The organism is Vibrio sp. 10N.261.52.C11, from assembly GCF_041471405.1.
GTDB classification, from domain to species: domain Bacteria; phylum Pseudomonadota; class Gammaproteobacteria; order Enterobacterales; family Vibrionaceae; genus Vibrio; species Vibrio crassostreae_C.
Genome location: NZ_JBFROI010000025.1, coordinates 112,052 through 131,877, shown reverse-complemented (window position 1 = coordinate 131,877; position 19,826 = coordinate 112,052). Strand labels below are relative to the sequence as shown.

21 protein-coding genes are annotated in these 19,826 nt (G+C 42.2%); 8 read left to right on the top strand and 13 right to left on the bottom strand.

Annotated features, from left to right (window positions below; all coding sequences use genetic code 11):
- The 5 genes from AB4323_RS10900 to AB4323_RS10880 all read right to left on the bottom strand — a co-directional run bounded on the left by AB4323_RS10900 (position 1) and on the right by AB4323_RS10880 (position 6,064).
- Entirely contained in the window at positions 1–1,146 is a 1,146-nt protein-coding gene (locus tag AB4323_RS10900; protein ID WP_371995718.1) for a restriction endonuclease subunit S, read from the bottom strand.
- Complete coding sequence (locus AB4323_RS10895) at positions 1,139–2,623, bottom strand: N-6 DNA methylase (protein WP_371995719.1); 1,485 nt, start codon at positions 2,621–2,623, stop codon at positions 1,139–1,141. The genes AB4323_RS10900 and AB4323_RS10895 overlap by 8 nt, the downstream gene beginning before the upstream one ends.
- The gene (locus tag AB4323_RS10890; protein ID WP_371995720.1) at positions 2,620–4,116 is read right to left on the bottom strand and encodes an N-6 DNA methylase; all 1,497 of its coding nucleotides are present in this window, start codon (positions 4,114–4,116) and stop codon (positions 2,620–2,622) included. The genes AB4323_RS10895 and AB4323_RS10890 overlap by 4 nt, the downstream gene beginning before the upstream one ends.
- Positions 4,113–4,289, bottom strand: a complete 177-nt coding sequence (gene mads1, locus AB4323_RS10885; RefSeq protein WP_009842282.1) for a methylation-associated defense system helix-turn-helix domain-containing protein MAD1 — start codon at positions 4,287–4,289, stop codon at positions 4,113–4,115. Before mads1 ends, AB4323_RS10890 begins: the two co-directional genes overlap by 4 nt.
- A gap of 158 nt (positions 4,290–4,447) precedes the next feature.
- The gene (locus tag AB4323_RS10880) at positions 4,448–6,064 is read right to left on the bottom strand and encodes a competence protein CoiA family protein (RefSeq protein ID WP_372152449.1); all 1,617 of its coding nucleotides are present in this window, start codon (positions 6,062–6,064) and stop codon (positions 4,448–4,450) included.
- Positions 6,065–6,180: 116 nt separating this feature from the next.
- On the opposite strand from AB4323_RS10880, the gene AB4323_RS10875 reads away from it, so the two are divergent.
- The gene (locus tag AB4323_RS10875) at positions 6,181–7,041 is read left to right on the top strand and encodes a YafY family protein (RefSeq protein WP_055318683.1); all 861 of its coding nucleotides are present in this window, start codon (positions 6,181–6,183) and stop codon (positions 7,039–7,041) included.
- Positions 7,042–7,137: 96 nt separating this feature from the next.
- On the opposite strand, the gene AB4323_RS10870 is transcribed toward AB4323_RS10875, so the two are convergent.
- From AB4323_RS10870 to AB4323_RS10840, 7 genes are all read right to left on the bottom strand, one after another.
- Positions 7,138–7,752 (bottom strand): hypothetical protein, encoded by a 615-nt coding sequence (locus AB4323_RS10870; RefSeq protein WP_371995722.1) that lies wholly within the window; start codon positions 7,750–7,752, stop codon positions 7,138–7,140.
- Between the two features lie 39 nt (positions 7,753–7,791).
- Positions 7,792–8,646, bottom strand: coding sequence for an HNH endonuclease (locus AB4323_RS10865; RefSeq protein ID WP_371995723.1), 855 nt, complete (start codon positions 8,644–8,646; stop codon positions 7,792–7,794).
- A 13-nt stretch (positions 8,647–8,659) separates the two neighbouring features.
- The gene (locus AB4323_RS10860; RefSeq protein ID WP_371995724.1) at positions 8,660–11,548 is read right to left on the bottom strand and encodes a UvrD-helicase domain-containing protein; all 2,889 of its coding nucleotides are present in this window, start codon (positions 11,546–11,548) and stop codon (positions 8,660–8,662) included.
- Positions 11,549–11,701: 153 nt separating this feature from the next.
- Positions 11,702–12,829: an HNH endonuclease gene (locus tag AB4323_RS10855; RefSeq protein ID WP_004734960.1), complete on the bottom strand. Its 1,128-nt coding sequence runs from the start codon at positions 12,827–12,829 to the stop codon at positions 11,702–11,704.
- The gene (locus tag AB4323_RS10850; RefSeq protein WP_004734959.1) at positions 12,829–13,446 is read right to left on the bottom strand and encodes a bifunctional 2-polyprenyl-6-hydroxyphenol methylase/3-demethylubiquinol 3-O-methyltransferase UbiG; all 618 of its coding nucleotides are present in this window, start codon (positions 13,444–13,446) and stop codon (positions 12,829–12,831) included. Before AB4323_RS10850 ends, AB4323_RS10855 begins: the two co-directional genes overlap by 1 nt.
- Positions 13,447–13,560: 114 nt before the next feature.
- The gene (locus AB4323_RS10845; protein ID WP_004734958.1) at positions 13,561–14,001 is read right to left on the bottom strand and encodes an RNase H family protein; all 441 of its coding nucleotides are present in this window, start codon (positions 13,999–14,001) and stop codon (positions 13,561–13,563) included.
- A gap of 64 nt (positions 14,002–14,065) precedes the next feature.
- The gene (locus tag AB4323_RS10840) at positions 14,066–14,281 is read right to left on the bottom strand and encodes an AlpA family transcriptional regulator (protein ID WP_019350943.1); all 216 of its coding nucleotides are present in this window, start codon (positions 14,279–14,281) and stop codon (positions 14,066–14,068) included.
- 118 nt (positions 14,282–14,399) lie between these two features.
- Here AB4323_RS10840 and radC point away from each other — a divergent pair, with 118 nt between their 5' ends.
- From radC to AB4323_RS10805, 7 genes are all read left to right on the top strand, one after another.
- A complete protein-coding gene (radC, locus tag AB4323_RS10835) occupies positions 14,400–14,870 on the top strand; it encodes a DNA repair protein RadC (RefSeq protein WP_004734956.1) in 471 nt (156 codons plus the stop codon).
- Positions 14,867–15,295 carry a DUF2787 domain-containing protein gene (locus AB4323_RS10830; RefSeq protein ID WP_004734955.1) on the top strand — a complete coding sequence of 143 codons (429 nt, stop codon included), beginning with the start codon at positions 14,867–14,869 and terminating at the stop codon, positions 15,293–15,295. Before radC ends, AB4323_RS10830 begins: the two co-directional genes overlap by 4 nt.
- 49 nt (positions 15,296–15,344) lie before the next feature.
- Positions 15,345–15,785 carry a DUF2787 domain-containing protein gene (locus tag AB4323_RS10825; RefSeq protein ID WP_004734954.1) on the top strand — a complete coding sequence of 147 codons (441 nt, stop codon included), beginning with the start codon at positions 15,345–15,347 and terminating at the stop codon, positions 15,783–15,785.
- Positions 15,786–15,961: 176 nt separating this feature from the next.
- The gene (locus AB4323_RS10820) at positions 15,962–16,213 is read left to right on the top strand and encodes a hypothetical protein (protein WP_004734953.1); all 252 of its coding nucleotides are present in this window, start codon (positions 15,962–15,964) and stop codon (positions 16,211–16,213) included.
- Positions 16,214–16,361: 148 nt separating this feature from the next.
- Positions 16,362–16,697, top strand: coding sequence for a hypothetical protein (locus AB4323_RS10815; RefSeq protein ID WP_371995725.1), 336 nt, complete (start codon positions 16,362–16,364; stop codon positions 16,695–16,697).
- A 107-nt stretch (positions 16,698–16,804) separates the two neighbouring features.
- On the top strand, positions 16,805–17,491 hold the full coding sequence (locus AB4323_RS10810) for a hypothetical protein (protein ID WP_004734951.1): 687 nt from the start codon (positions 16,805–16,807) through the stop codon (positions 17,489–17,491).
- Between the two features lie 56 nt (positions 17,492–17,547).
- A complete protein-coding gene (locus AB4323_RS10805; protein WP_372152444.1) occupies positions 17,548–18,903 on the top strand; it encodes a hypothetical protein in 1,356 nt (451 codons plus the stop codon).
- Between the two features lie 42 nt (positions 18,904–18,945).
- Here the strand turns inward: AB4323_RS10805 and AB4323_RS10800 are convergent, their stop codons facing one another.
- Positions 18,946–19,581 (bottom strand): inovirus Gp2 family protein, encoded by a 636-nt coding sequence (locus AB4323_RS10800; RefSeq protein ID WP_372152441.1) that lies wholly within the window; start codon positions 19,579–19,581, stop codon positions 18,946–18,948.
- Positions 19,582–19,826 lie beyond the last annotated feature (245 nt).

Below are 19,826 nucleotides of genomic sequence, written 5' to 3'. Positions count from 1 at the left end.
TCAGTTAAAAATATTATGAGACAGATTTCTGCCGACTAGAGCAACTTGCTTTTTCTTTAACTCCAACGCCATCAGCGTATTCTCAAAAGCATCTAATGCTGAACATATTTGATTAAGTTCGCATTTGGGAGGGATAGATATGATTAAATTACCGGTATTTTTTGTTCCAATATGCTTAATCTTTGTCCCAGCAGCAATACCTAGAAATCCTCCACTTCGATGCTTAAATGTCAATAACCAATAAAGATGACGTGCGCTAATTTTTTCTGGGTAAGTCCTTACTCTAATTAGAGTATTTTGAAAACAGTATTTCCCATCAATATCGAAGTATGCAGAATCGCCCACATCTTCTGCTTCTCCTCCCTCTACAAGAAGAGTGTCTCCAAACTTAAGCTTATATACATCTTGCTCAGCAGCCGTAAAGTTCATTTCTAAGACGTCTTCTAGGTTTATTTTCCCACGTTTAATGTTTGCGGGCCTTAAATACCGAAACATATCCTCCCCATCCATATGTTGAGGAGCTCTCTGACGCCCACCCTTTACTTCACCTAAATCAGTAAGTCTTACTTTTGTCCAATGATTCTTTGGTGATAACGAACTAAGCAAAAAGCTATGGAACAGGGTTTTGAAACTATCTAGAGTTTCATTCGTTAAATTAAGAGAATGCTGTGCCGCATCAAAAACGCTTAGCAGTCGCTTAGCCTCCGTAGACTCTTGAGAAGGAATATCGAAACCTGCCAATTCCTTAAATTTTGTTCTAGGTGACAAAGAACCTGTTGATGTTTTTACTGCCCAACTCCAAAACTGCTCAGTCTGCAAGATTAGTGGCAAAATGCTTGAACCTTTGGCTTTTCCCAATGGCTCCAGGACGATAATATCCCCTGAGCAAATGCCGTCAAATTCAGCGATTGCTGCCTTTTTCAAGTATGGACGACGCTTTCCAAAGAGTATCTGCCCTTTTTTGAATACACGCGTAAAGCTAGGTGAGTCATCAGCAATCATTCCCCAACGCTTTATCTTTAACGAACCTGAATCTAAGTGCTCTAACCCAATATAACGCTCATACCCATCACCGATAGGATCTTTAGTTGTTAGTTTGACTTCTTTACAGATATCGCCGAATTTTACAGTTTGTTTATCAGTCATCGCTCTTTACCTCGTAACCTAACTGCTCGAGGCTATTAAATAGTTTATTAGTTTGCTTCTTAAGTTGTACTCGGCTCATTTTCCATGACTCAATAGCCTGTTCGATATCATATACTTCCCCACTAACCTTGGCTTTCACGTAAAGTGGAATAGATAAGTTGTATTGGTTTTCACTGATAGTGTCTAAATCAACCAACGCAGTAATGTCACTTTGATTCTCTGGTTGGAAATAAGCTTCACAAAGCACATCTAAATCAGCATCCGATAAACGGCTGTGAGCACGCTCGCGGGTTACATGTTCTACACCGTTGATAAACAGAATCTTGTTTTTGCGCTCAACAGGCTTATTGCAATTTAGCACTACCACGCACGATTCCATTGGCGAGTTGTAGAACAGATTTGGCCCAAGTCCTATCACCGCTTCAATGATGTCAGATTCAATGACTTGTTTTCGGATCGCTTGCTCAGAATCGCGGAACAGAACCCCATGAGGCCAAAGCATGGCTGCACGACCTGTATCCGATTTTAAGCTTTTAATGATATGGGTATAGAAACCGTAATCAGCACAACCTTGCGGCGGAGCGCCGTACATATTGCGCCCATATGGATCAGCCAAAAACTTTTCACGGTTCCACTTTTTAATAGAATACGGAGGGTTAGCAAAGATGACATCAAACTGTTTGAGTTGATCGCTCTCGATAAATTTAGGGTCGCCTAAGGTATCACCACGCATAACATCGAACTCTTCAATGTCATGCAGGAACATGTTCATACGTGCAATTGCAGAAGTTAGCAGGTTTACTTCTTGGCCATACAAATGAACACCACGCCACTCTTCCCCTTGAGAGCGCAAATCCATCACCGCATTAAGCAGCATACCGCCCGTACCACAAGTTGGATCATACGCACTCTCACCCGGCTTAAGCTTCATGATACGAGTCATCAAATGCACAACGGTACGGTTGGTATAGAACTCGGCTGCAGTATGGCCTGAGTCATCCGCAAACTTTTTGATCAAGTACTCGTAAGCCTCACCTAAGTCATCTTGAGCAACAGACTTAATGCCTAGTGGGATTTTGCTAAAATGCTGAATAAGATCAGATAGCAAATGGTCAGGTAGGCGCTCTTTGTTAGTCCACTGTGCATCACCAAATACACCGTGCAAACGCTCGTTCTTCGCTTCAATCAAACGCAGTGCATTTTGAATTGCTTCACCAACATCTTTGCTGGTGTTGCGCACTTTCTCCCAGCTCGCTTCCTCTGGGATATCGAAACGGTGATACATCGACATCGCTGCATATTCGGCATCACCTTCGTGCAGCTCGAGTGCTTCGTTATACTCTTCTAGATATACATCTGATAGACGCTTAAAGAACAGCAGTGGGAATACGTACTGCTTGTAATCAGACGCATCAATTTGCCCACGTAGGAACTCGGCAGCGCCCCACAGTAGGTCTTCTAGTTTGTTTTTATTCATAGCTCAAAGCCCTCTTTGATTAATAAGGCTTCTAACTCTTGTTCAGCAACTTCTAAGACTGCTAATTTTTGCTGGAAATCTTTCAATGCTTCTTCAACGGTAATGGTTTCTTCTAGCGGCTTTTGTACATAACGAGCGATGTTCAAGTTGAAATCGTTCTCTTCAATCTCGCTATGTGGCACCCAACGTGCAACACCTTCAATGTCGTCTGCCTTAGGGCCTTTGGTACGCATCTCCTGATAGATGTCGTAAATCTCATCAGCTTGAGGCTCTGACAAGGTGTTTTGCGCTCGGCCTTTAGTAAAGATCTCTTCCGCATTCACAATCAGAACATGGTCTTTATGCTCTTCTGGTCTTGCTTTACGCAATACGAGAATACAAGCAGGGATGCCTGTACCGTAGAACAGGTTTGATGCCACGCCGATTACCGCCACAATGCGGTTTTCTTTTAATAGCTTGGTTCTGATTTTGCCTTCTGCGCCACTACGGAAAAGTACACCATGTGGCAGCACTACCGCCATACGCCCTTCATCATTCAATGAAGCAAACATGTGTTGAACCCAAGCAAAATCACCGTTGGTTTTTGGTGCTAAACCAAAGCTTGCGCGACCATACGGATCACTCGTCCAATAATCATACCCCCACTCTTTCAAACTGAATGGCGGGTTTGCGATTACGCAGTCAAAATTTTCTAACTGGTCATTTTTCAGGAACTTAGGATCGCGAAGCGTATCACCACGAACAATCTCAAAATCTTCTTGTCCGTGTAGGAACAAGTTCATTCGAGCAATGGCTTCGGTGGTGAGGTTTTTCTCTTGGCCTTTAATCTTAAGCAGACGCGGATCCCCACCGTTTTCCTTAACATGGTGGATGGTTTCAAGCAGCATACCGCCTGTACCACAAGCCGGGTCATAAACACTTTCATTAGCTTGTGGGTCTAGAATATTAACCATAAGACGAACAATGGTGCGTGGCGTATAGAACTCACCTGCTTTCTTGTTTGCTTTATCAGCAAAGCGCTTGATGAGGTATTCGTAAGCACGGCCCATATCATCATTACGCACACTCGATACGCCAAGGTTAACCTTGTTGAAATGGTTGAGTAGTATCGATAGCAGTTCGTCTGATAGACGCTCTTTGTTGGTCCAACTCGCGTCACCAAAAATGCCATGTAGCTGTGGGTTTTCTAGCTCAATGCCACGGAATGAATCTTTTAGGGCTTGGCCGATCTCCTTAGTTTCTGCAAACACACCTTTCCAATGACAGTTAGCTGGAATTTGAATGCGGTGAAACATATCGCCTTTCGCAAGCTCTTCGTCATCCACTTGCTCCATCGCCTCTTCGAATTCTTCATCGTAAACATCACAGATGCGCTTAAAGAACAAGATTGGGAAGATATAGGTTTTGTAGTCTGAAGCGTCAATAGGACCCGTAATGATGTGGGCCGCATGCCAAAGGTGCGCTTCTAAGTCTTTGAGATTTATTAATGTCATTGCTTGCTCTTATTCTCTTCTATCCACGCTTCAAGGTCTTCACGTTTGAAGCGCCAAGAACCGCCGACTTTGAAACCAGGAAGCTTTCCTTCACTTGCTAATCTATATGCTGTTTTTTCGGCCAACTTTAGATAAGCAGCCACCTCTTTCAAGGTTAAAATTTGGTCTACCATTCAGAGTGTTATCTCATGTTGGTTTTATTAATAAGAACTGATGTTGAGAGAATATGGGAAAATTGGGGAATCGGCAATGATCTCCATTCCATTATGCAATCTAACGCTTTATTAATGACCACTTTGGGTCCAGTTCGCCCTCCATATTTTCGAAATGATTAAGCTTCTATACGTTCAAAATCATCAAGCTCTTCTTGAGCATTTCTTGATAGCATAATGGAGTGCTTATATACTCGATTAACTAAGACCTCCGGTAGCTCACTTAAAAGCTCCTTCTTTTGTAGTGAATCGAAGGTACTCTTAAATGCTTTAACGAATTCGTTTGAGAGTTTTACCATTACATCTAATCGTTCGAATTTCTGCTCACAATCCAACGCTAATTCCTTACATTGGCGATCTATCGACTTGAGCTTATTCATTCGTTGATTGATCGTTTGTCGGTAGTCAGAACGAGCTAGACAGAAATCTCTCACCTCAACAAGGTTGTTAGCATAAGTATCGACAAGATCAGCTTCTATCAATTTTTCTTTTACCTGCTTTGTCAATTCGGTAACTTCACCAGTCAAAATATTTCTTTGTTCAAGAAGTGGAGCAAATGATTCTCGCAACTCATGCCCTTGTTGCTCCAAAGCTTCTTTCTTACGTAAACCTAAAGACTCAATCTCATCACACAGAAAAAACTTTTCATGTTCCAAAACCTTTAACTCTTGAGCTAGTTTTTGATGTGCTCGTTGTCTTTCTTCCATCGCCACGATTTCACTTTGAAATCGTCGATTAAATTCATCCGCAAGTTGTTGTTCAAACTCCTCTCTCTTTTTTCTCAACTTCAGATTCCATTCTCGTTGTAACTCCCTTTTTAACTTGAGAAGCACGGCTTGGTTTTGCTCATCAAGCAGCTTAAGGCTCGATGTAACCTTCTCTTCTATCTCATGTTCAATCTGGGCATGTCGCGCCTGAACTGAATCTAATAGGGTTTGATGAAAGTTTATCGCTTTCTCCAATTCAGCTAGAATCTCATCCTGAGCATCTTTGCGAAGTTTCATTTTCTCTAAGCGATCTTCATACTTTTTCTGATGTATTTCGATACGCTCTTCTAACGTTTTCTCTACTTTGTCTTGCTTTATTTCTTGCTCTTCAAGTTTCTTTTCTGAACGCTTCAAGACTTCAATTTGTTTTCTAACTTTTTCGTGTTTATGCGCTGTACTTTTTGCTATTTCATCAAGGTAATCATTACAAGCATTGAGCGACTGTGTTCGCACTAAACAATGCTCTAAAGAGTCGAACTGGTCTAAATAACCACACTCAGAGACATCTATCTCAATGACATTCTTATCATGACTTCGGCAATACCAAACTTTATCGTCATCGCATTTGTGCTTATTGGCTATCTCAATCCAATACTGTTCGCTTCCGACCGTCGCCACTAAATCCGGCCTTCTCCCATCCATATAGACTTCAATTTTCACATCAGAGACTTGTAGTTCTGCGCAAGCATCTGGGGTAATCCATCCCGTATCAAGCGGTATAGGTATCTTTCCGGCTTTTGCAAAATACTCTTTAGCAGTTAAATGAAGTTGCGTCTCGTACGCCAAAACACATGCTTCGTCAAAATAGTGAGAAAAGTGCCAAGCTTTCTTTTGTCCCTTATTCGCAACTAATTTAGCTCCACAGCAAGCGCATACAACATTGGCTTGAAGACCACGATCGACGTCCTCAATTGATACCGACTCTTTGGTGTCTTGATATACCGCTCTTGTGATGTGAATTTCACTCATGGTTTTCTCCTCAACTACCCTTGACGTAATACTAACCAAAAAATAATATGACGTTATTCGCTACACGTAAATACTGATTACACATACACGTCGCATAACTAGACAGGGATTAGATAATGAGTAAATGGCCAATAAGATGGGACCTTTTGTTTCGATACAGAATGATAGAGGTCATTGCGCTGTGGGAAGGTCGGCTAACAACCAACCATTTGATTAAAAGCTTCGGTATTGGTAGACAGCAAGCGTCGAAAGATATCAATACTTACCTGGTAGAAATTGCGCCTGACAACCTTGTCTACGATAAGCAGTTAAAAGGCTACAAACCCAGTGATAGCTTTATTCCAAAGCTAACGAGCGGTCATGCTGATGAATACTTACACATCCTATCTCGAAGTGAAGATATGACTGTGACTTTCAATGAACTTGATATGGGCTTTGAAAATACGACGATGGTTCGCCCAGTGACACGCAACATTACACCCGAAATTTTACGACCATTAGTCCAAGCAATCAGAGAGAAGAAACGTGTCGATTTAAGCTACACATCATTGAAGAATGGTGAAGAAGTAGAACGGATCATCTCTCCACATACACTCGTTTGTACACCATTACGCTGGCATGTTCGAGCTTATTGCGAACACTCAGAAGACTATCGAGATTTCGTGCTGAGCCGAATTCGAGGTGTTCCAGCTCTTGAGACAAAAAAAATAAAAGGGAAAGAACAAGATGAGCTTTGGAACACTCATCTCTCTATTAAGTTAATCCCCGACTCAAGATTAACCGAAGCCCAGGCCAAAGTGATTGCACACGACTACGGTATGGAAAAAGGCACCCTGGCAATACCGACGAACGCAGCACTAGTTCGCTATGTTCTGGATGCTTATAACATCGATATTAATATGTTGAATTCGAACCCCAAAGGACAACAGATCATCTTAGGGAACTTTGAGGAGCTGAGACCGTACCTAATATTCTAATCACAGTATATCTTGGCGAGAGACTGCTTATCCGCACATAAAGAGAACTTGCTGTGTGGGCGCCCGTTAATCATCGTCACGTACCACTGAAGTAAGCTAAGCCATCACGGATTCGTCAACCTGTGGGATAAACCCTGCAACGATGATTTCAACCATACATTTTGGCGTTAGAACCGTAACATTCAAATCACCGTATATATCTGCTCGGGCTCTATATCCATCAGGATGCCACTCATGTAGTTCATTTCGCCATATGAGCCAAGGCTTACCTTCTAGTTCTACAAACACCCCATTAGGTAAATTCTCAAGCTTCTCGTTATAGGTAACCTTTTTACCACCTCTTATCGCTCTATCTTGATGAAGAACTTTATCTATTTCATCGACTTTCAATTCGCTTAGCTGAGCCGCACCCCATGCTTGTTTAAACTCATCAAACCTTTGTCTTCTGCACGAAGCGCAAGGTCTATGTCCTGCCGACAATGCGGTAGCCTCATCAAGAAAAAACAGTTCGGAGTAACTATTTTGGCTAAAAACCTCACGCTTACGCTCTTTGAAATTTAACTCACAAAGCACCCAATTTTTGTGCTTCCAAGGACGTATAATTTCTTTCTTTTCATTATGAAGAATCCCTCTATTGCCCAGCCACGAACCTCGAGCATTATCAGCCAGTAGTTCACCACTTGGGCTTACTCTATTTTGTAATGGCATCATCGAACTCCTCGAGTCGTTATTGGTTTAAATCGCTATTTATTATAGATGCTGCTCATCGTTATCGTCTTCATGTACAAACAGCTCATTGATAATCGTAATATAACGTTCAGCTACGGCCCCTACTTCCCTATAGGCCATTTCAAGGATCATCTGAACTTGTTCATTGTTCTCTAGTGGCACATAGTTCTGTTTGTCCATATAAGACTCAATAACTGCAATTTTATCGTCACTACCGTCAAGAAACTCTCGAAAGTCTTTACTCGCTTTAGAACTGTTACACTCTTTGCAACTTGGAACCAGATTGCCAAGTTTATGCTCCCCTAAATAGACCTTATTGATTGGGATGGCATGCTCAATGACTAATTCCTTCGCCTCACCACAATAAGCACATTTATGATTAAAGTAGGCTTTAGTTTCTAACCAATCTTCTTCTGAAAACTGCTCTGAGCCCAAGTTGCTAAGGACGTTTCTTACCAGTAAGTTCTGAGCATTGCCTATCGCATTTCCACGGTATCGGCTGTTTGCTTTACGACTTCGAACAGAGGTTCTTTGTTTAGACGTTATCTTCGCGTCTAATAACAAACCCTCAAGCTGAGATTCGTCATAGTCAATGCCAATTCGTTGAAGGTACTCCACAAACCAAACTGCGTCTTTTTCATACCACTGGCTACAAGCACGTACTGTTTTTCCGCGTACTAAGTATATGTTTGTCCAGTAACGTTTTGAGCTTTCTGATGGAAGGGACCCCTTTTCAACCAAAAATGGAAAGTTGATATTAAATGTTCGTTTAGAATAACCAGCATCACAAAGCCTTTCGAACTCCGTGTGATCATTTTGCTCACAGTACTCGATAACTTTAGGTAGAAGTAGTTGTACAAGTTTGCCAACTTTCATGTGCTAGCCCCAATCAAAGTTCATTAACGGTACAGTTAAGTGTATATCCACAATTTTTATCTGCATTTTTTCTATATGTCGAACAACTCCAGAACTGACCGTACTTACCATTTCTTAGCTTCATCTCACTTCCACAACGCTTACATAGAGGGCGAATGTCGCCACACTCTTCGTTGATGCATTCCTGAAAGCCGGGCTTAGTTATACTGCTCATCGGGCTGCCACAGTGGCTACAAGGCGTTTCTTTGTGTTTACAACGAGGATAGAACGAACAAGATAAGAACTTACCGTAGCGACTAACGCGCTCTTTCAAAACGCCGGTCTTGCAACTGTTACAGGAAATTTGTTCAAACAGTTTCTGTACAAACGATGCATCAAATTCATCGGTATCTACGAAATATTTGTTCTTTATGAGTTCGACAACAAAATCACTGACATCAGTCATATCAGCTAATAGGTACGCTCTATGTTTTGCTCTGGTTAAAGCGACATAAAAAAGACGTCTCTCTTCAGCAAACTCGTAATCATCACCTTTAGGCAATAGCGCGTCCACCAGTGGAGGAGTTACTTTTTGAGACGGGAAGCCGTGCTTACCCGTTGTTAATCCCATAATGATGACATAGTCGGATTCTTTGCCCTTAGAGGCATGGAATGACTGACAAGTAATTTGTAATGATGGGTACTGTCTATTAATTTCTTGAAGCTGCTGGTAATCAGGCATTTGATGCCAAAACCTGGCTAGGAGATACACCTTATTCTGCGCTGGTTTACCTGAGGTATGAACGCAAGCCAAAACAGCATTTAGCGCTTTTTCTAGGGGAGATACACCTTGTTCATTTCTGCCTTGTCTGAGTATCGATACAGCAGGCTTATTAACCTTAATCAAGGACTGAATGTCTTTTTTGATTTGTACTGGGTTTCTGGTGACAAATTGCGTTGCTACATCTCCAATCGCACTGTTAAAACGAAACGTTAAATCCAATTTTGTTTCCGAAGTCGCACCGAAATACTCAACAAAATTAGTAGTAAGCTTAACGTCCGCGCCACTAAAGCGATAAATAGCCTGCCAATCATCCCCAACGCAAAACAGTGACGTACCAGGCAGTGAATCACGCAACGCTTTGACAAGCCTAGCTCTGGGCTCTGAGATGTCTTGAAACTCATCTACTAAGATGAATTTCCAGGATGAAATAAACTGTCCGGTTTGGACGTACATCAATGCTTTACTGATCATGTCATTGAAATCTATCCACTGCTTTTCACGAAGAAACAGCTCATACCGATTATATAGTGGATACAACAGCTCTAATGCTTTCTCTGTTTGCTTAGGATCGATTGAATTTCTAATGACATTATCTATCGCAACATCATCAAGACAAGCTGCTTTGTACATATCCACCAAAGCACTAAACAATTTAGCCAATTCTGTTACTTGACCTAACTGGCGCAGGTTATTAAGTAAGTCCTGTGGCGGGATGGGGTTAAATTCGACTTCACGCTCCAACAATTTATTTTCAAGCTCCTGAAGAAGCTTTCCAACTTTATGCTGGTGGTAGAACACCTCAACATAGCCTGTCTGGTATTGCTTGTGCGTTTGGCGTTTCCATTCAATCGACTCTTGATAGCGAACTTTATCAATCCACGGGGCTGTATTACCGTGCTCATCAGTACCGTAGTATTCAATGTAAATGTCGTGGTCTGGTAAATAAAAGTCTGGGTGATATTGACGATATTGATCTGTACTTACGTCAAATCGATAGCTCGCCTCATACTCATAATTAATTCCGTTTCTAAATAACCAGTTGGCAATGACAACCTCACCGTAACTCTTTACCTGGTCGCCTTTCAACGAACGAATGTCATTGTCAGTTAAGTACTGTAGATACTCACCTTCACTTTGAAACTCAAAAGGGTTCTTATCAACAAAGTAATACGAGCTGAAGTACTCAAGTAAAGACTCACGGTAGCCATCATCCAGCATGAGTTGCTCTAGGTTATCGTTCATCCATTTTGATTTAGCTTTAATGTCGTCTTCAAATAGGGATAGGTTTGGTTTTGAACCTTCGACTTCGGCGATAATTTTCATACCTAAGCTATGGAAGGTGCTGGCTCTCACGTCATCAAAACCCAGTTTGTCTTTGATGCGCTCGTCCATTTCCTTAGCTGCAATACGCCCGTAAGCCAGTAGCAAGATATCATTTGCAGTCGCTTGATCACTATTAATCAGATACCCAGTTCTACCAACCATAACACTGGTTTTACCGGTACCCGCCCCGGCTAAAAGCAGATTGTTGTCGTTATCCGTAATACAAGCGATTCGCTGCTTCTCTGTTAACGGATTAGATTCGACGTTGTCGAAAAACATTCCGTATTCTGTTAGCTGATTTTTAACATAGGCATCGCGCATATTCTCAATATCTGACGGCTTCCAGGCACAAATTACATCGAGTGTGTGAGCGACCTGTTGGGCTAGTTCGCTTAACCCTAAAGCTGACCGCCATCCCTTCCACCTTTTCGCTTCTTTATTTGCGATGGTTTGAAAGCTTTGAGTTTCAGACGTTCTAATAAAACTTGCGGCAGAGGCATTTTCCACTTGGTCCAAAAATGGAATCAGTTTCTGAGCGTTACTGTTGGCCCAAAAAGGAAAGAAAGTGTGTTTGTGTCGATGTGCAAATAGGTAGCTCAACATCGGAACGGACAAACCGACGTCATTTGTTTCAAACGACAAAACGCCACCTGAAAAGCCTAATTTGGCTACTGGAGGAGCACCTATCGTATCCCACTGGTACAACGTTTTTATATTGTCTTTGAAGATGGTAATACCGTCTTCGTTAACGTTTACCTGTTGTCGCTTGCCAAGAAGGTGTGCCAAAAAGTTGGTTTTGAGGAGAAGTTTCGTCATTAAAAATACAATCGCAAAGTTGGAATGATAACGTTATATGCAACTGTAGTTTACATGACAAAGTATGAACTATAGTGATCTACATCGGTATTGAAGGGAATAGAGCTCTGACTTTTACCCAGAGCCCTCTGAAGGTATTGAGCAAGAATTCAATTAGCGTCCTTTAAATAACTCGCCTCGATGATAACGAAGGTATGGTCTGTGATCCGGCATGATTCTAAATGCCATATCTTCCTTTAAACCGATCATATCCGGAGACTCCAAGTAGCTTGAAATAAGTACCTTTCCGTTATCATCAAAGGAGATAAAACCGAGATCAAACGCTTTATCTAGGTTGGCAAGAAGCAGCAAACCATTAAATTTATCTAATCGCTCTTCATTACTAGAATCTCGCCAGGGTTTAATGTGTGAAGCCAATAACAGCTGTGTATTTCGATACCCTGTAATGGCGCAACCACCCCACATCTGAATCAGTTTTGATCTAAAGTGTCCCTGCCCTACTCTTGTATTAACCAAAATAGTCTTTTCAGTTTCGGACAAAGTTTTGTCAGTCATCACTTGTTTGATGTCTGCATTAACATCGACTTGAGATAGGTCAGCTAAAAACTTGTGGTAATGAGACAAAGCGGCGCTGTACATCCCCTTACCCCTAGAGTCACAAATTTGAAACTGTTCCAACTTTCTCGCTTTTTCTTCATAACCAACAAACTCACGATACGAATTGATATCAGTAAGCGGTGCTTCTAACTCACCAACATCCATCAACCAATTAGATATCGAGCCTCTTATGGCTCCAAGGTAGTTCTTCGCGGTTTTTTCAGATTTACCAATATCAATCAACCACTGATGATATAACGTCGCTAGATCAGATAGATTAGAAACTAAAGCATCCTTTAGTTCGTTAGAAACGATATAGCTTTTCATGTAGCTAAACAGCTCATCGTCAATATATGCGTGGGAGACCGCCTTTACTGAATAACGACTGGTTGACGTATTGTCATAACCGTCATTGAAGAAAAGGTGCCAAAAGCCTTCACTTCTCAAATGGAAGAAAGGGTTTTCTGGGGTATTTTTGTCAGCCCCCTGAGCTAGGTTATCAAAGTGATGTGTAAAACGTTCTTTAAGGGCTTGGTTAAGGCAGATCTTATTGGTCGAAATATGCCCTGCTTGAATTAGATCCATAACAGCCAGCAACATACAGACTTTATGAGGACTTTTTTTGCCACCAGCATTGTTCATTTTCAGGTTTTGAAAACGATCTAAGTAATACTCTAATGCCATTATCGACCCTTGCTTTTGTTAGATCTTGCATGTTCTAACACTACGGTTTGCCAAGATATCTCTTTTCTCTTCAATGAATCAGTGTCTTCAGCAACGTGACAGACTGTCAGCCCTACAGCTTCACTTAACCTTTCTAATTGTTCGACTGAAACACGGTAAGCACTGCGGCCATCATTAAAGCCGCCATGACGCAATGTGATCACTAGTTTTCCATTCTCGGAAAGCAGTTCAGACAACACATCGATCGACTTTTTTCGAACCGACAAATTTAAATGCATCCATACCGCTGAAAGTAAAATCAAATCGTACTGAATACACAGTTTTCTGACTTTGCTTAAAGCAGGCAGAGCGTCGTCTAACCACTGAACTTGAGTCGAGGAGTTTAAGATCCCTAACTGGCGAAGTTCGTTTGCTGGTTCAACGGCGACCACTGAGCAGCCTTGTTCAACAAACCACCTCGTATCTCGGCCTGAGCCAGCACCAATATCAAGTACCCTTATAGCACCACAAGGCCAATACATGCGCCACGCACGGTGGACATTTTCAAATTCCAAAGAATCATATTGGTTTGAAAGCTGAACCGCGTTTTCGTTGTAATAAGAAGTATTTCCCGACATAAACCGACCTATATATCAATCTGACTCGATAATATATAGGTCGTTTGAATATGACGATTAAGTCTTTGATAAGTGTTAATAACTGTGATTAAGATCTCGGAGAATAAAGCCAGTTCAAAGCACCTCCCTAGCCATATCCCCCGCTCTCCCCATCTGTTCATAATCCCCGACCTTATGCGCTCGCCTTACTTCCACAAACTTGCTCGCTCGATGCATATCGACCTGTTGCCATAAATGACGGTTAGCTACTGGCTTCTTATCAGATTTTCGCCACCCCTTTGCTTTCCAGTTATCTAACCATTCATTGAACCCTTTCACACAATATTCACTACTCGAATACAGGCAGTCTCCATCTCTGGCATAAGCTATAGCTTCTATCAATGCGATAAGCTCTAACTCAGCACTATCGGCAATCTCACCGACTAATAGATTATTTTTGTCAACTAACTGCCCATCGTAGTTATAAACACTGATACCAATCCCACCCTGTAGCTTTGATGCGTTTCCTTTTGATGTTGCGATACCGATATAGATTGCACAGTTTTCTTCATTCATGGTCTTGCTCCTTTGTTCGAGTTTTGGCCTACCATTTTGGTAATGCCTTAATTGGTGCAGTGTCTTAATGGCTTGGTCTTTCAGCCAAGCGCATTTCCATCCAGTTATTCACCTCTTCTTCTACCCAAGCGACCGCCCTATCTCCCAAGCTTACCGATACAGGAAAATCACCCTCGTCCATTTTTCTGTATATCGCCGAACGGCTTAATGCGGTTTTCTCAATCACTTCTTTTAGCTTTAAAAATCTCATGGGACGTTCTCCTATGTCTGTGGTCCTCATGGGATAAGGAGATAGTGTTAAAAAAAATGAGGCTGGCTCGGCTTACTCTGATTCAAACCTTTTTGAGGTATATGTCATTAAAGTGAATGACCTAAAGCCTGATTAAAGGAGAACCAAAATGAGAACACTTTCACCACCACTACTCTCACAGCAAGAGCATGAACATCGCGTTCTAGAAAAAGCCGCTGAGATATTAGAAGATCGTTATGTACGAGGAGATGTATTTACCAATCCACAAGCTACCCGAGACTACTTGCGATTTAAGATAGGCGGCAGTGAACGCGAAGTGTTTGCCGTCATGTTGCTAGATAACCAACACCGATTAATTGAGTTTGAGGAGTTGTTTCAAGGGACGATTGATGCGGCAAGCGTCTATCCACGAGAGGTAGTCAAGACTGCTCTGAAGGCCAATGCGGCAGCAGTTATCTTTGCTCATAACCATCCATCAGGCGACTCTGCGCCATCACAAGCAGACAGGCGCATCACGACGAGATTGCAAGATGCTTTAGCGCTCATTGATGTTCGAGTTCTGGATCATATTGTTGTCGGAGAACAATGCACATCGTTTGCAGAGAGGGGCTGGTTATGATTGAGAAACACTATGGTGACCTCACCCTCAATAGCAAACTCCACCAGCAGTTAGAACAAACCATCGCTCGCTACTCGATCCCTAAAGACACGACACGCATTGCACTCAACTGCCGAAATACAAGCTACTACAAAACAAAGGAAGGGGTCGCCCCTGTAGAGATTCAGTTAAAGCGGGAGAATTCACGCTCTGATTGGAATTTGGTTTTCGTGGCCAATTTTACTTATCAAGACCAAGCCACCGACTCGCTCGATGTGTATCTCTATTTCCACCTACTTAATCACTGGTGCTATCAACCAGATGCGGGGGCAGCGAGCCTGAGCCACCCAATCACAACAAAAGTGTTCCAAGCCTGGATGTGCGCTTTCCATGAGCATTTAACTCAGCATGTCTTCGATGACATACAACTCACTCAAGTCCGCTAAGGCTAACCAATCACCACACTCTTTCATCTAAATTCAAGGAGGCATCAATATGTCTACTCTGCTCTTTCACCCATCAAGTTTACCCGTGTCAGACAAACTTCACGCACTGTTAAACAACCATTTTCAACAACAATTAACCCAGTGTGAGTCAATAGCCCAAAGTACTTACCTGACGTTCAACTTTCGAGATAGTTCATACAGCTCAGAAGCTGGTGGATTTCACCCTGTTGAAATCGCGATGACACAGATCTCCAGTGGTCTATGGAATGTCGAATACATCACTGATTTTGCTTACGTTGGGAATGTGTATCCAGAATTGGCACGATGTCTAGACTTTGATTTTCGAGACCAAGCGTTCTTTACAGAGTTCGGGGGATGGAGCCCAATCAAGGGCAACTATTCCGCTGTAGAGATGTTCGAGCTTTGGCAGGATAACTTCTTAAACTACATCGATATGGAAGCGTTTGACTCTATATCTATCACTTCGTAATGAGAGAACAACCCGTCCGGATCTATGTCACGATACAAAGGCACCGGACCACTACAGCCATCAAAAGTCGTGCTTCGGAGAGAGCTAACCCTATATGTAGCAAGGCCTGAATGACTTTTCATCATAGACTCCCATCCCACGACTTATCACGACATTACCGATAAGTGATAACAATCATGCACAATATCTCCCCATTAAAAGAGCAGCTCACAAAAGCGCTCATCAGAGTCGCTCTCGCGAGTTGTCATTACCTTAATGAACAGTATCAGCACTTTAAAAAGGAGGTAGAGCAAAGCTCAGATCACGAACTGTTTGAATTCGTTCAACGCCTTTCTTCCACCCACCTGAAACGACTCTTAGCCACTATTGAATTGATGAACCGAGGTTATCTACTGAGTGAAATTCTAGAAGCAGCAAAGGATAAATAATGGCCTTTCCCGAGGTCATTTACATTCAAATATACAGCCCATTTCACATAATCATTATCCGCCATTTGAGTGAGACGTTATTTGTCTCACCCATCCTTATCCTAATGCCATCAGTGATGGTTCATAGACACCCAACTAAGGATTCACAATGACCACAAGTAATGTACTGCATCATACCAATGATGAAGAGCTCATCGCTTTAATCCAACGAAAAGAGTCGTTCACCTTAACTCGGGTAAAAAACTTCTCTCAGACGGTGAAAAAGATTGAACGGCTTATAGAGGCTCAAAATCTATCTTGTCGAATATACACAGCAGGTCGCTCTACAACGATGGCTGCCACCTTGGCTTCCGGTCCTGCAGTCATTTTTGGCCTAGCTTCAGCCGCCGCAATATCGGCGCATAATTTAGCCACAAGAAACCCAGACTATGAAATAGCTAAATACCCTTTCGCAGACAAACTCGCCATTAACTACAAAAAGTAATTGCATCAGGCTGTGTGGCCACCAGCCGATCCCTAATCAACTTGATTCTTAAACTCATCACTCAAAAGTGTTGAGGCGATTGATCACGTTTCAATTTTGGTGGTCCCATGCCCTCTAAACCCAACAAGCAACGCATCGAACATATTGAGTTGGTATTTGAAGTTTACTCTCTCATCCCTACTCAACGAAAGATCACGGCGAACGAAGTTCATCAACGACTAACAAATACAGGCATTGAACGCTCGAAACGCACTGTACAACGCTGCTTGAACATCTTGACGACTTATCTAGATGTGGAAAAAGACGATAGAAGCCTCCCTTATAGCTACCATCGACGAGCTCATTCTCAATATGCTATTGGCCCTAGCGAGTCTCTACTTATTGAACTCGCTTTTGAGAGCTTAAGATCGATGCTTCCTGAAAGTTATCGTTCAAGTGTTAAGGACTGTTTTGCCCCCTTACTATCAGCGAATCATCGCCAAACCTCACGTACTCATGTTCGGCATAAACGGCTTGGTAACAAAGATGATTATAACGAGGCTCTTTTTGACAAACTTTGTCTATCCATCTATCACCAACGCGAAGCTCGGCTCCATCTACGTAACGAACAAGTGCTTCAATACGTTTGTCCACTTGGGTTGGTATTAGAGAATGATTGCCTTCAATTGATCTACCAATTCAAAAAGCGTATTTGCTCAGCCCCACTCAACCAAATTCAAGACATCTACGTCAGTACGTTCGAGTTCACCTACCCTGAAGGATTTTTACTATCTGAGGCCATTACCTCTAAATAAAACTCAACATTCAAGAACAAGACCAACATGTTCAACTAACCACACAAGGAAGGATTATGAAAAATACTATGTTATTGAAGACAACTCTTGTCAGCTCTATCGCTTTCGCTCTGACAGCGTGCGGAGGGGGGTCCAATAGTAATACTCCAACGTCTCCACCAGCCGACCAAACGCGCTCTATATCAAGCATGAGTGTTGTTAATGATGGTTTTCAGACCTTTAAGCCTCGCGCTCACGATTTAACTGGCTATCGAGCATATTCTAGAGCAGCAACGCTCAATACGCCTTTAGACGACGGGCAAAGTGCTTACGTTTATGAGAACCCAGAAAACGGTGAGGTAAGCTCGATTAGCTTTGAAGGCGATGATGCTGAGAGCGTTGTGACTCCGACTATCGATATGATCGTCGACCTAAATACCACCTACTCCGCAATCAACATGAGCAATGTCACTGTCACCGTGGATGACGTGGTGTATGAAGGCAATTACACCCTCATACAGGACAAGAATACCGGTGATCTTTATCCATTGGTCGAGAGCGGTGTTCCTATCTATAAGAAGGTGGAAGCTGAACATGAGGCTTGGGTCACCAATACACGCTTTTCCCACAACGGAGACAGCACACGTATTTACTTAAGGCACAGTGATGAACTCAGCCTGCATAAAGCAGAGCTTGTTGATGGTACGTTTACCATTTCTAAAGTCTTTGATGATTACTTCAGAAACAACGTCATTCTATCAACAGGTGATATTGTCACCGTTCCTTGGAGTGGTGATAGCTTAACGTGGGTAGAGCAAGACGGTACAGAGCACAACTTTAGTTACGATACGTCACTGTTGTCTGTTCCATTTCTATACGCAGATAAACTCTATGCAATTCGAGATTCCGATGATGCACTGATCGAGCTTACATTGAATGGCGCTACCTTAGACCAAACCGATGCTCTATGGACCACCAATGGATACAGGCCGTCCTCCATGAGTGTGGTCCGTGGTGATTATAAAATGCATTCAGATTGCTCTGTGTATCAGTTCGATGATACAACCAAAACCATTACACAACTCGAACCCTCTAAAGCGCATAGTGGCCACGTAGCCAATGCAGGCCAAACCTCACTGTACTGCATGTACTCAAGTGCCGATGATAATAGTGCATTACCTAGTTTCATGCGTTTTGATGTCAATAAGGCTGAACTTAACCAACCCACTACAACGACAATCGATGCGTCTAGTGGTACTAAACTCGACGCCAATGAACGAATGGCTGTCGTAAGCGATAATGAACTGATGTTCTATCAATATCCAAGTGGAACGTTTACCGAGTACTACATCAACTTTGACGCTGGTACTACAGTGGAAAAAGAAGTGAGTTCAATAACGGCTATTAAGATGCAAACCGTCACTCAAAACTAATTATTTAGAAGGATTAATGAGGGCATGTTCTGCCCTCTTTTTTTAGGTTCGAGAGCACCCAAAACTTCGTGATCTATCGCCGTAGTGCTTGGTCTCGACCTTAGCTAAATAGCTGGCTCGTTTAAACAGGCTATCCACCTGTTGGTCGAATTTATCTGAGTTTTTATCTAACCAATAGGTAGGGTTGTCTGGGAAGTGGACTAAGCTATCACCTTCATTGGCTTTGATATCTAACGCTCGACACCACGCCTTCTTTATCATGTCTGATAAATTGCCTGTTTGATCAAACCTTCCAAGAGAATGGTACACGTCTTTGTTCAATAACAAGACAAGGTGGTAATGGTGACTCAATGACGTGCTTCTTTCTTTACACCAAGCATATCGAACCTTACAACTACGAGCAGTCTGACCTCTCCTTTTTTTTCGACTGAGGTCAGCTTGAATCTGAGCATCCAGCGAAGCAATAAAGTTCTTGATGACTCCAGTGTCATCGAACAATAAAGACTTAGCTAAACGTAGGTCTACTCTAATGGCTGTCGTACGAGGGTGTTGTGTGACGGCTTTATCAATCGTGTCATACAGCTTATCAAGGTAGCTAAGAACTAAACCACCTTTTAGCTTTAAGATTGGCAATCCATTGAATGTATCATTTGTCGTTGTTTTAAGTTTTTTCATCATTATACCTTTGGGGTGAATGTCTCTGGTATAGGATGATTGGGAGTGGTTATTTAATGAGGTGAGTATCTTTATTGAATTGTGTTTGGTAAGGGTAAGTTGATGAATGGTATATACGTAATATTACCATACCGCAATAACGATATCTGAACATGCTCCGGACGAATCATTCCATTCTGGTTTAACCCAAAACACATGATGTCAACGTTACAGGTCAATCAATTCCGGGTAATAAACTCGAAATTCCA

Bases quoted from the DNA above. Each gene is read 5' to 3' on its own strand.
- AB4323_RS10810 (WP_004734951.1), top strand. From the start codon at position 16,805: ATGCCCTCTAAACCCAACAAGCAACGCATCGAACATATTGAGTTGGTA.
- AB4323_RS10865 (WP_371995723.1), bottom strand. From the start codon at position 8,646: ATGAAAGTTGGCAAACTTGTACAACTACTTCTACCTAAAGTTATCGAG.
- AB4323_RS10855 (WP_004734960.1), bottom strand. From the start codon at position 12,829: ATGGCATTAGAGTATTACTTAGATCGTTTTCAAAACCTGAAAATGAAC.
- AB4323_RS10840 (WP_019350943.1), bottom strand. From the start codon at position 14,281: ATGAGGACCACAGACATAGGAGAACGTCCCATGAGATTTTTAAAGCTA.
- AB4323_RS10805 (WP_372152444.1), top strand. From the start codon at position 17,548: ATGAAAAATACTATGTTATTGAAGACAACTCTTGTCAGCTCTATCGCT.
- AB4323_RS10825 (WP_004734954.1), top strand. From the start codon at position 15,345: ATGTCTACTCTGCTCTTTCACCCATCAAGTTTACCCGTGTCAGACAAA.
- radC (WP_004734956.1), top strand. From the start codon at position 14,400: ATGAGAACACTTTCACCACCACTACTCTCACAGCAAGAGCATGAACAT.
- AB4323_RS10830 (WP_004734955.1), top strand. From the start codon at position 14,867: ATGATTGAGAAACACTATGGTGACCTCACCCTCAATAGCAAACTCCAC.
- AB4323_RS10820 (WP_004734953.1), top strand. From the start codon at position 15,962: ATGCACAATATCTCCCCATTAAAAGAGCAGCTCACAAAAGCGCTCATC.
- AB4323_RS10890 (WP_371995720.1), bottom strand. From the start codon at position 4,116: ATGACATTAATAAATCTCAAAGACTTAGAAGCGCACCTTTGGCATGCG.
- AB4323_RS10875 (WP_055318683.1), top strand. From the start codon at position 6,181: ATGAGTAAATGGCCAATAAGATGGGACCTTTTGTTTCGATACAGAATG.
- AB4323_RS10845 (WP_004734958.1), bottom strand. From the start codon at position 14,001: ATGAATGAAGAAAACTGTGCAATCTATATCGGTATCGCAACATCAAAA.
- AB4323_RS10800 (WP_372152441.1), bottom strand. From the start codon at position 19,581: ATGATGAAAAAACTTAAAACAACGACAAATGATACATTCAATGGATTG.
- AB4323_RS10850 (WP_004734959.1), bottom strand. From the start codon at position 13,446: ATGTCGGGAAATACTTCTTATTACAACGAAAACGCGGTTCAGCTTTCA.
- AB4323_RS10900 (WP_371995718.1), bottom strand. From the start codon at position 1,146: ATGACTGATAAACAAACTGTAAAATTCGGCGATATCTGTAAAGAAGTC.
- AB4323_RS10895 (WP_371995719.1), bottom strand. From the start codon at position 2,623: ATGAATAAAAACAAACTAGAAGACCTACTGTGGGGCGCTGCCGAGTTC.
- AB4323_RS10815 (WP_371995725.1), top strand. From the start codon at position 16,362: ATGACCACAAGTAATGTACTGCATCATACCAATGATGAAGAGCTCATC.
- AB4323_RS10860 (WP_371995724.1), bottom strand. From the start codon at position 11,548: ATGACGAAACTTCTCCTCAAAACCAACTTTTTGGCACACCTTCTTGGC.
- mads1 (WP_009842282.1), bottom strand. From the start codon at position 4,289: ATGGTAGACCAAATTTTAACCTTGAAAGAGGTGGCTGCTTATCTAAAG.
- AB4323_RS10880 (WP_372152449.1), bottom strand. From the start codon at position 6,064: ATGAGTGAAATTCACATCACAAGAGCGGTATATCAAGACACCAAAGAG.
- AB4323_RS10870 (WP_371995722.1), bottom strand. From the start codon at position 7,752: ATGATGCCATTACAAAATAGAGTAAGCCCAAGTGGTGAACTACTGGCT.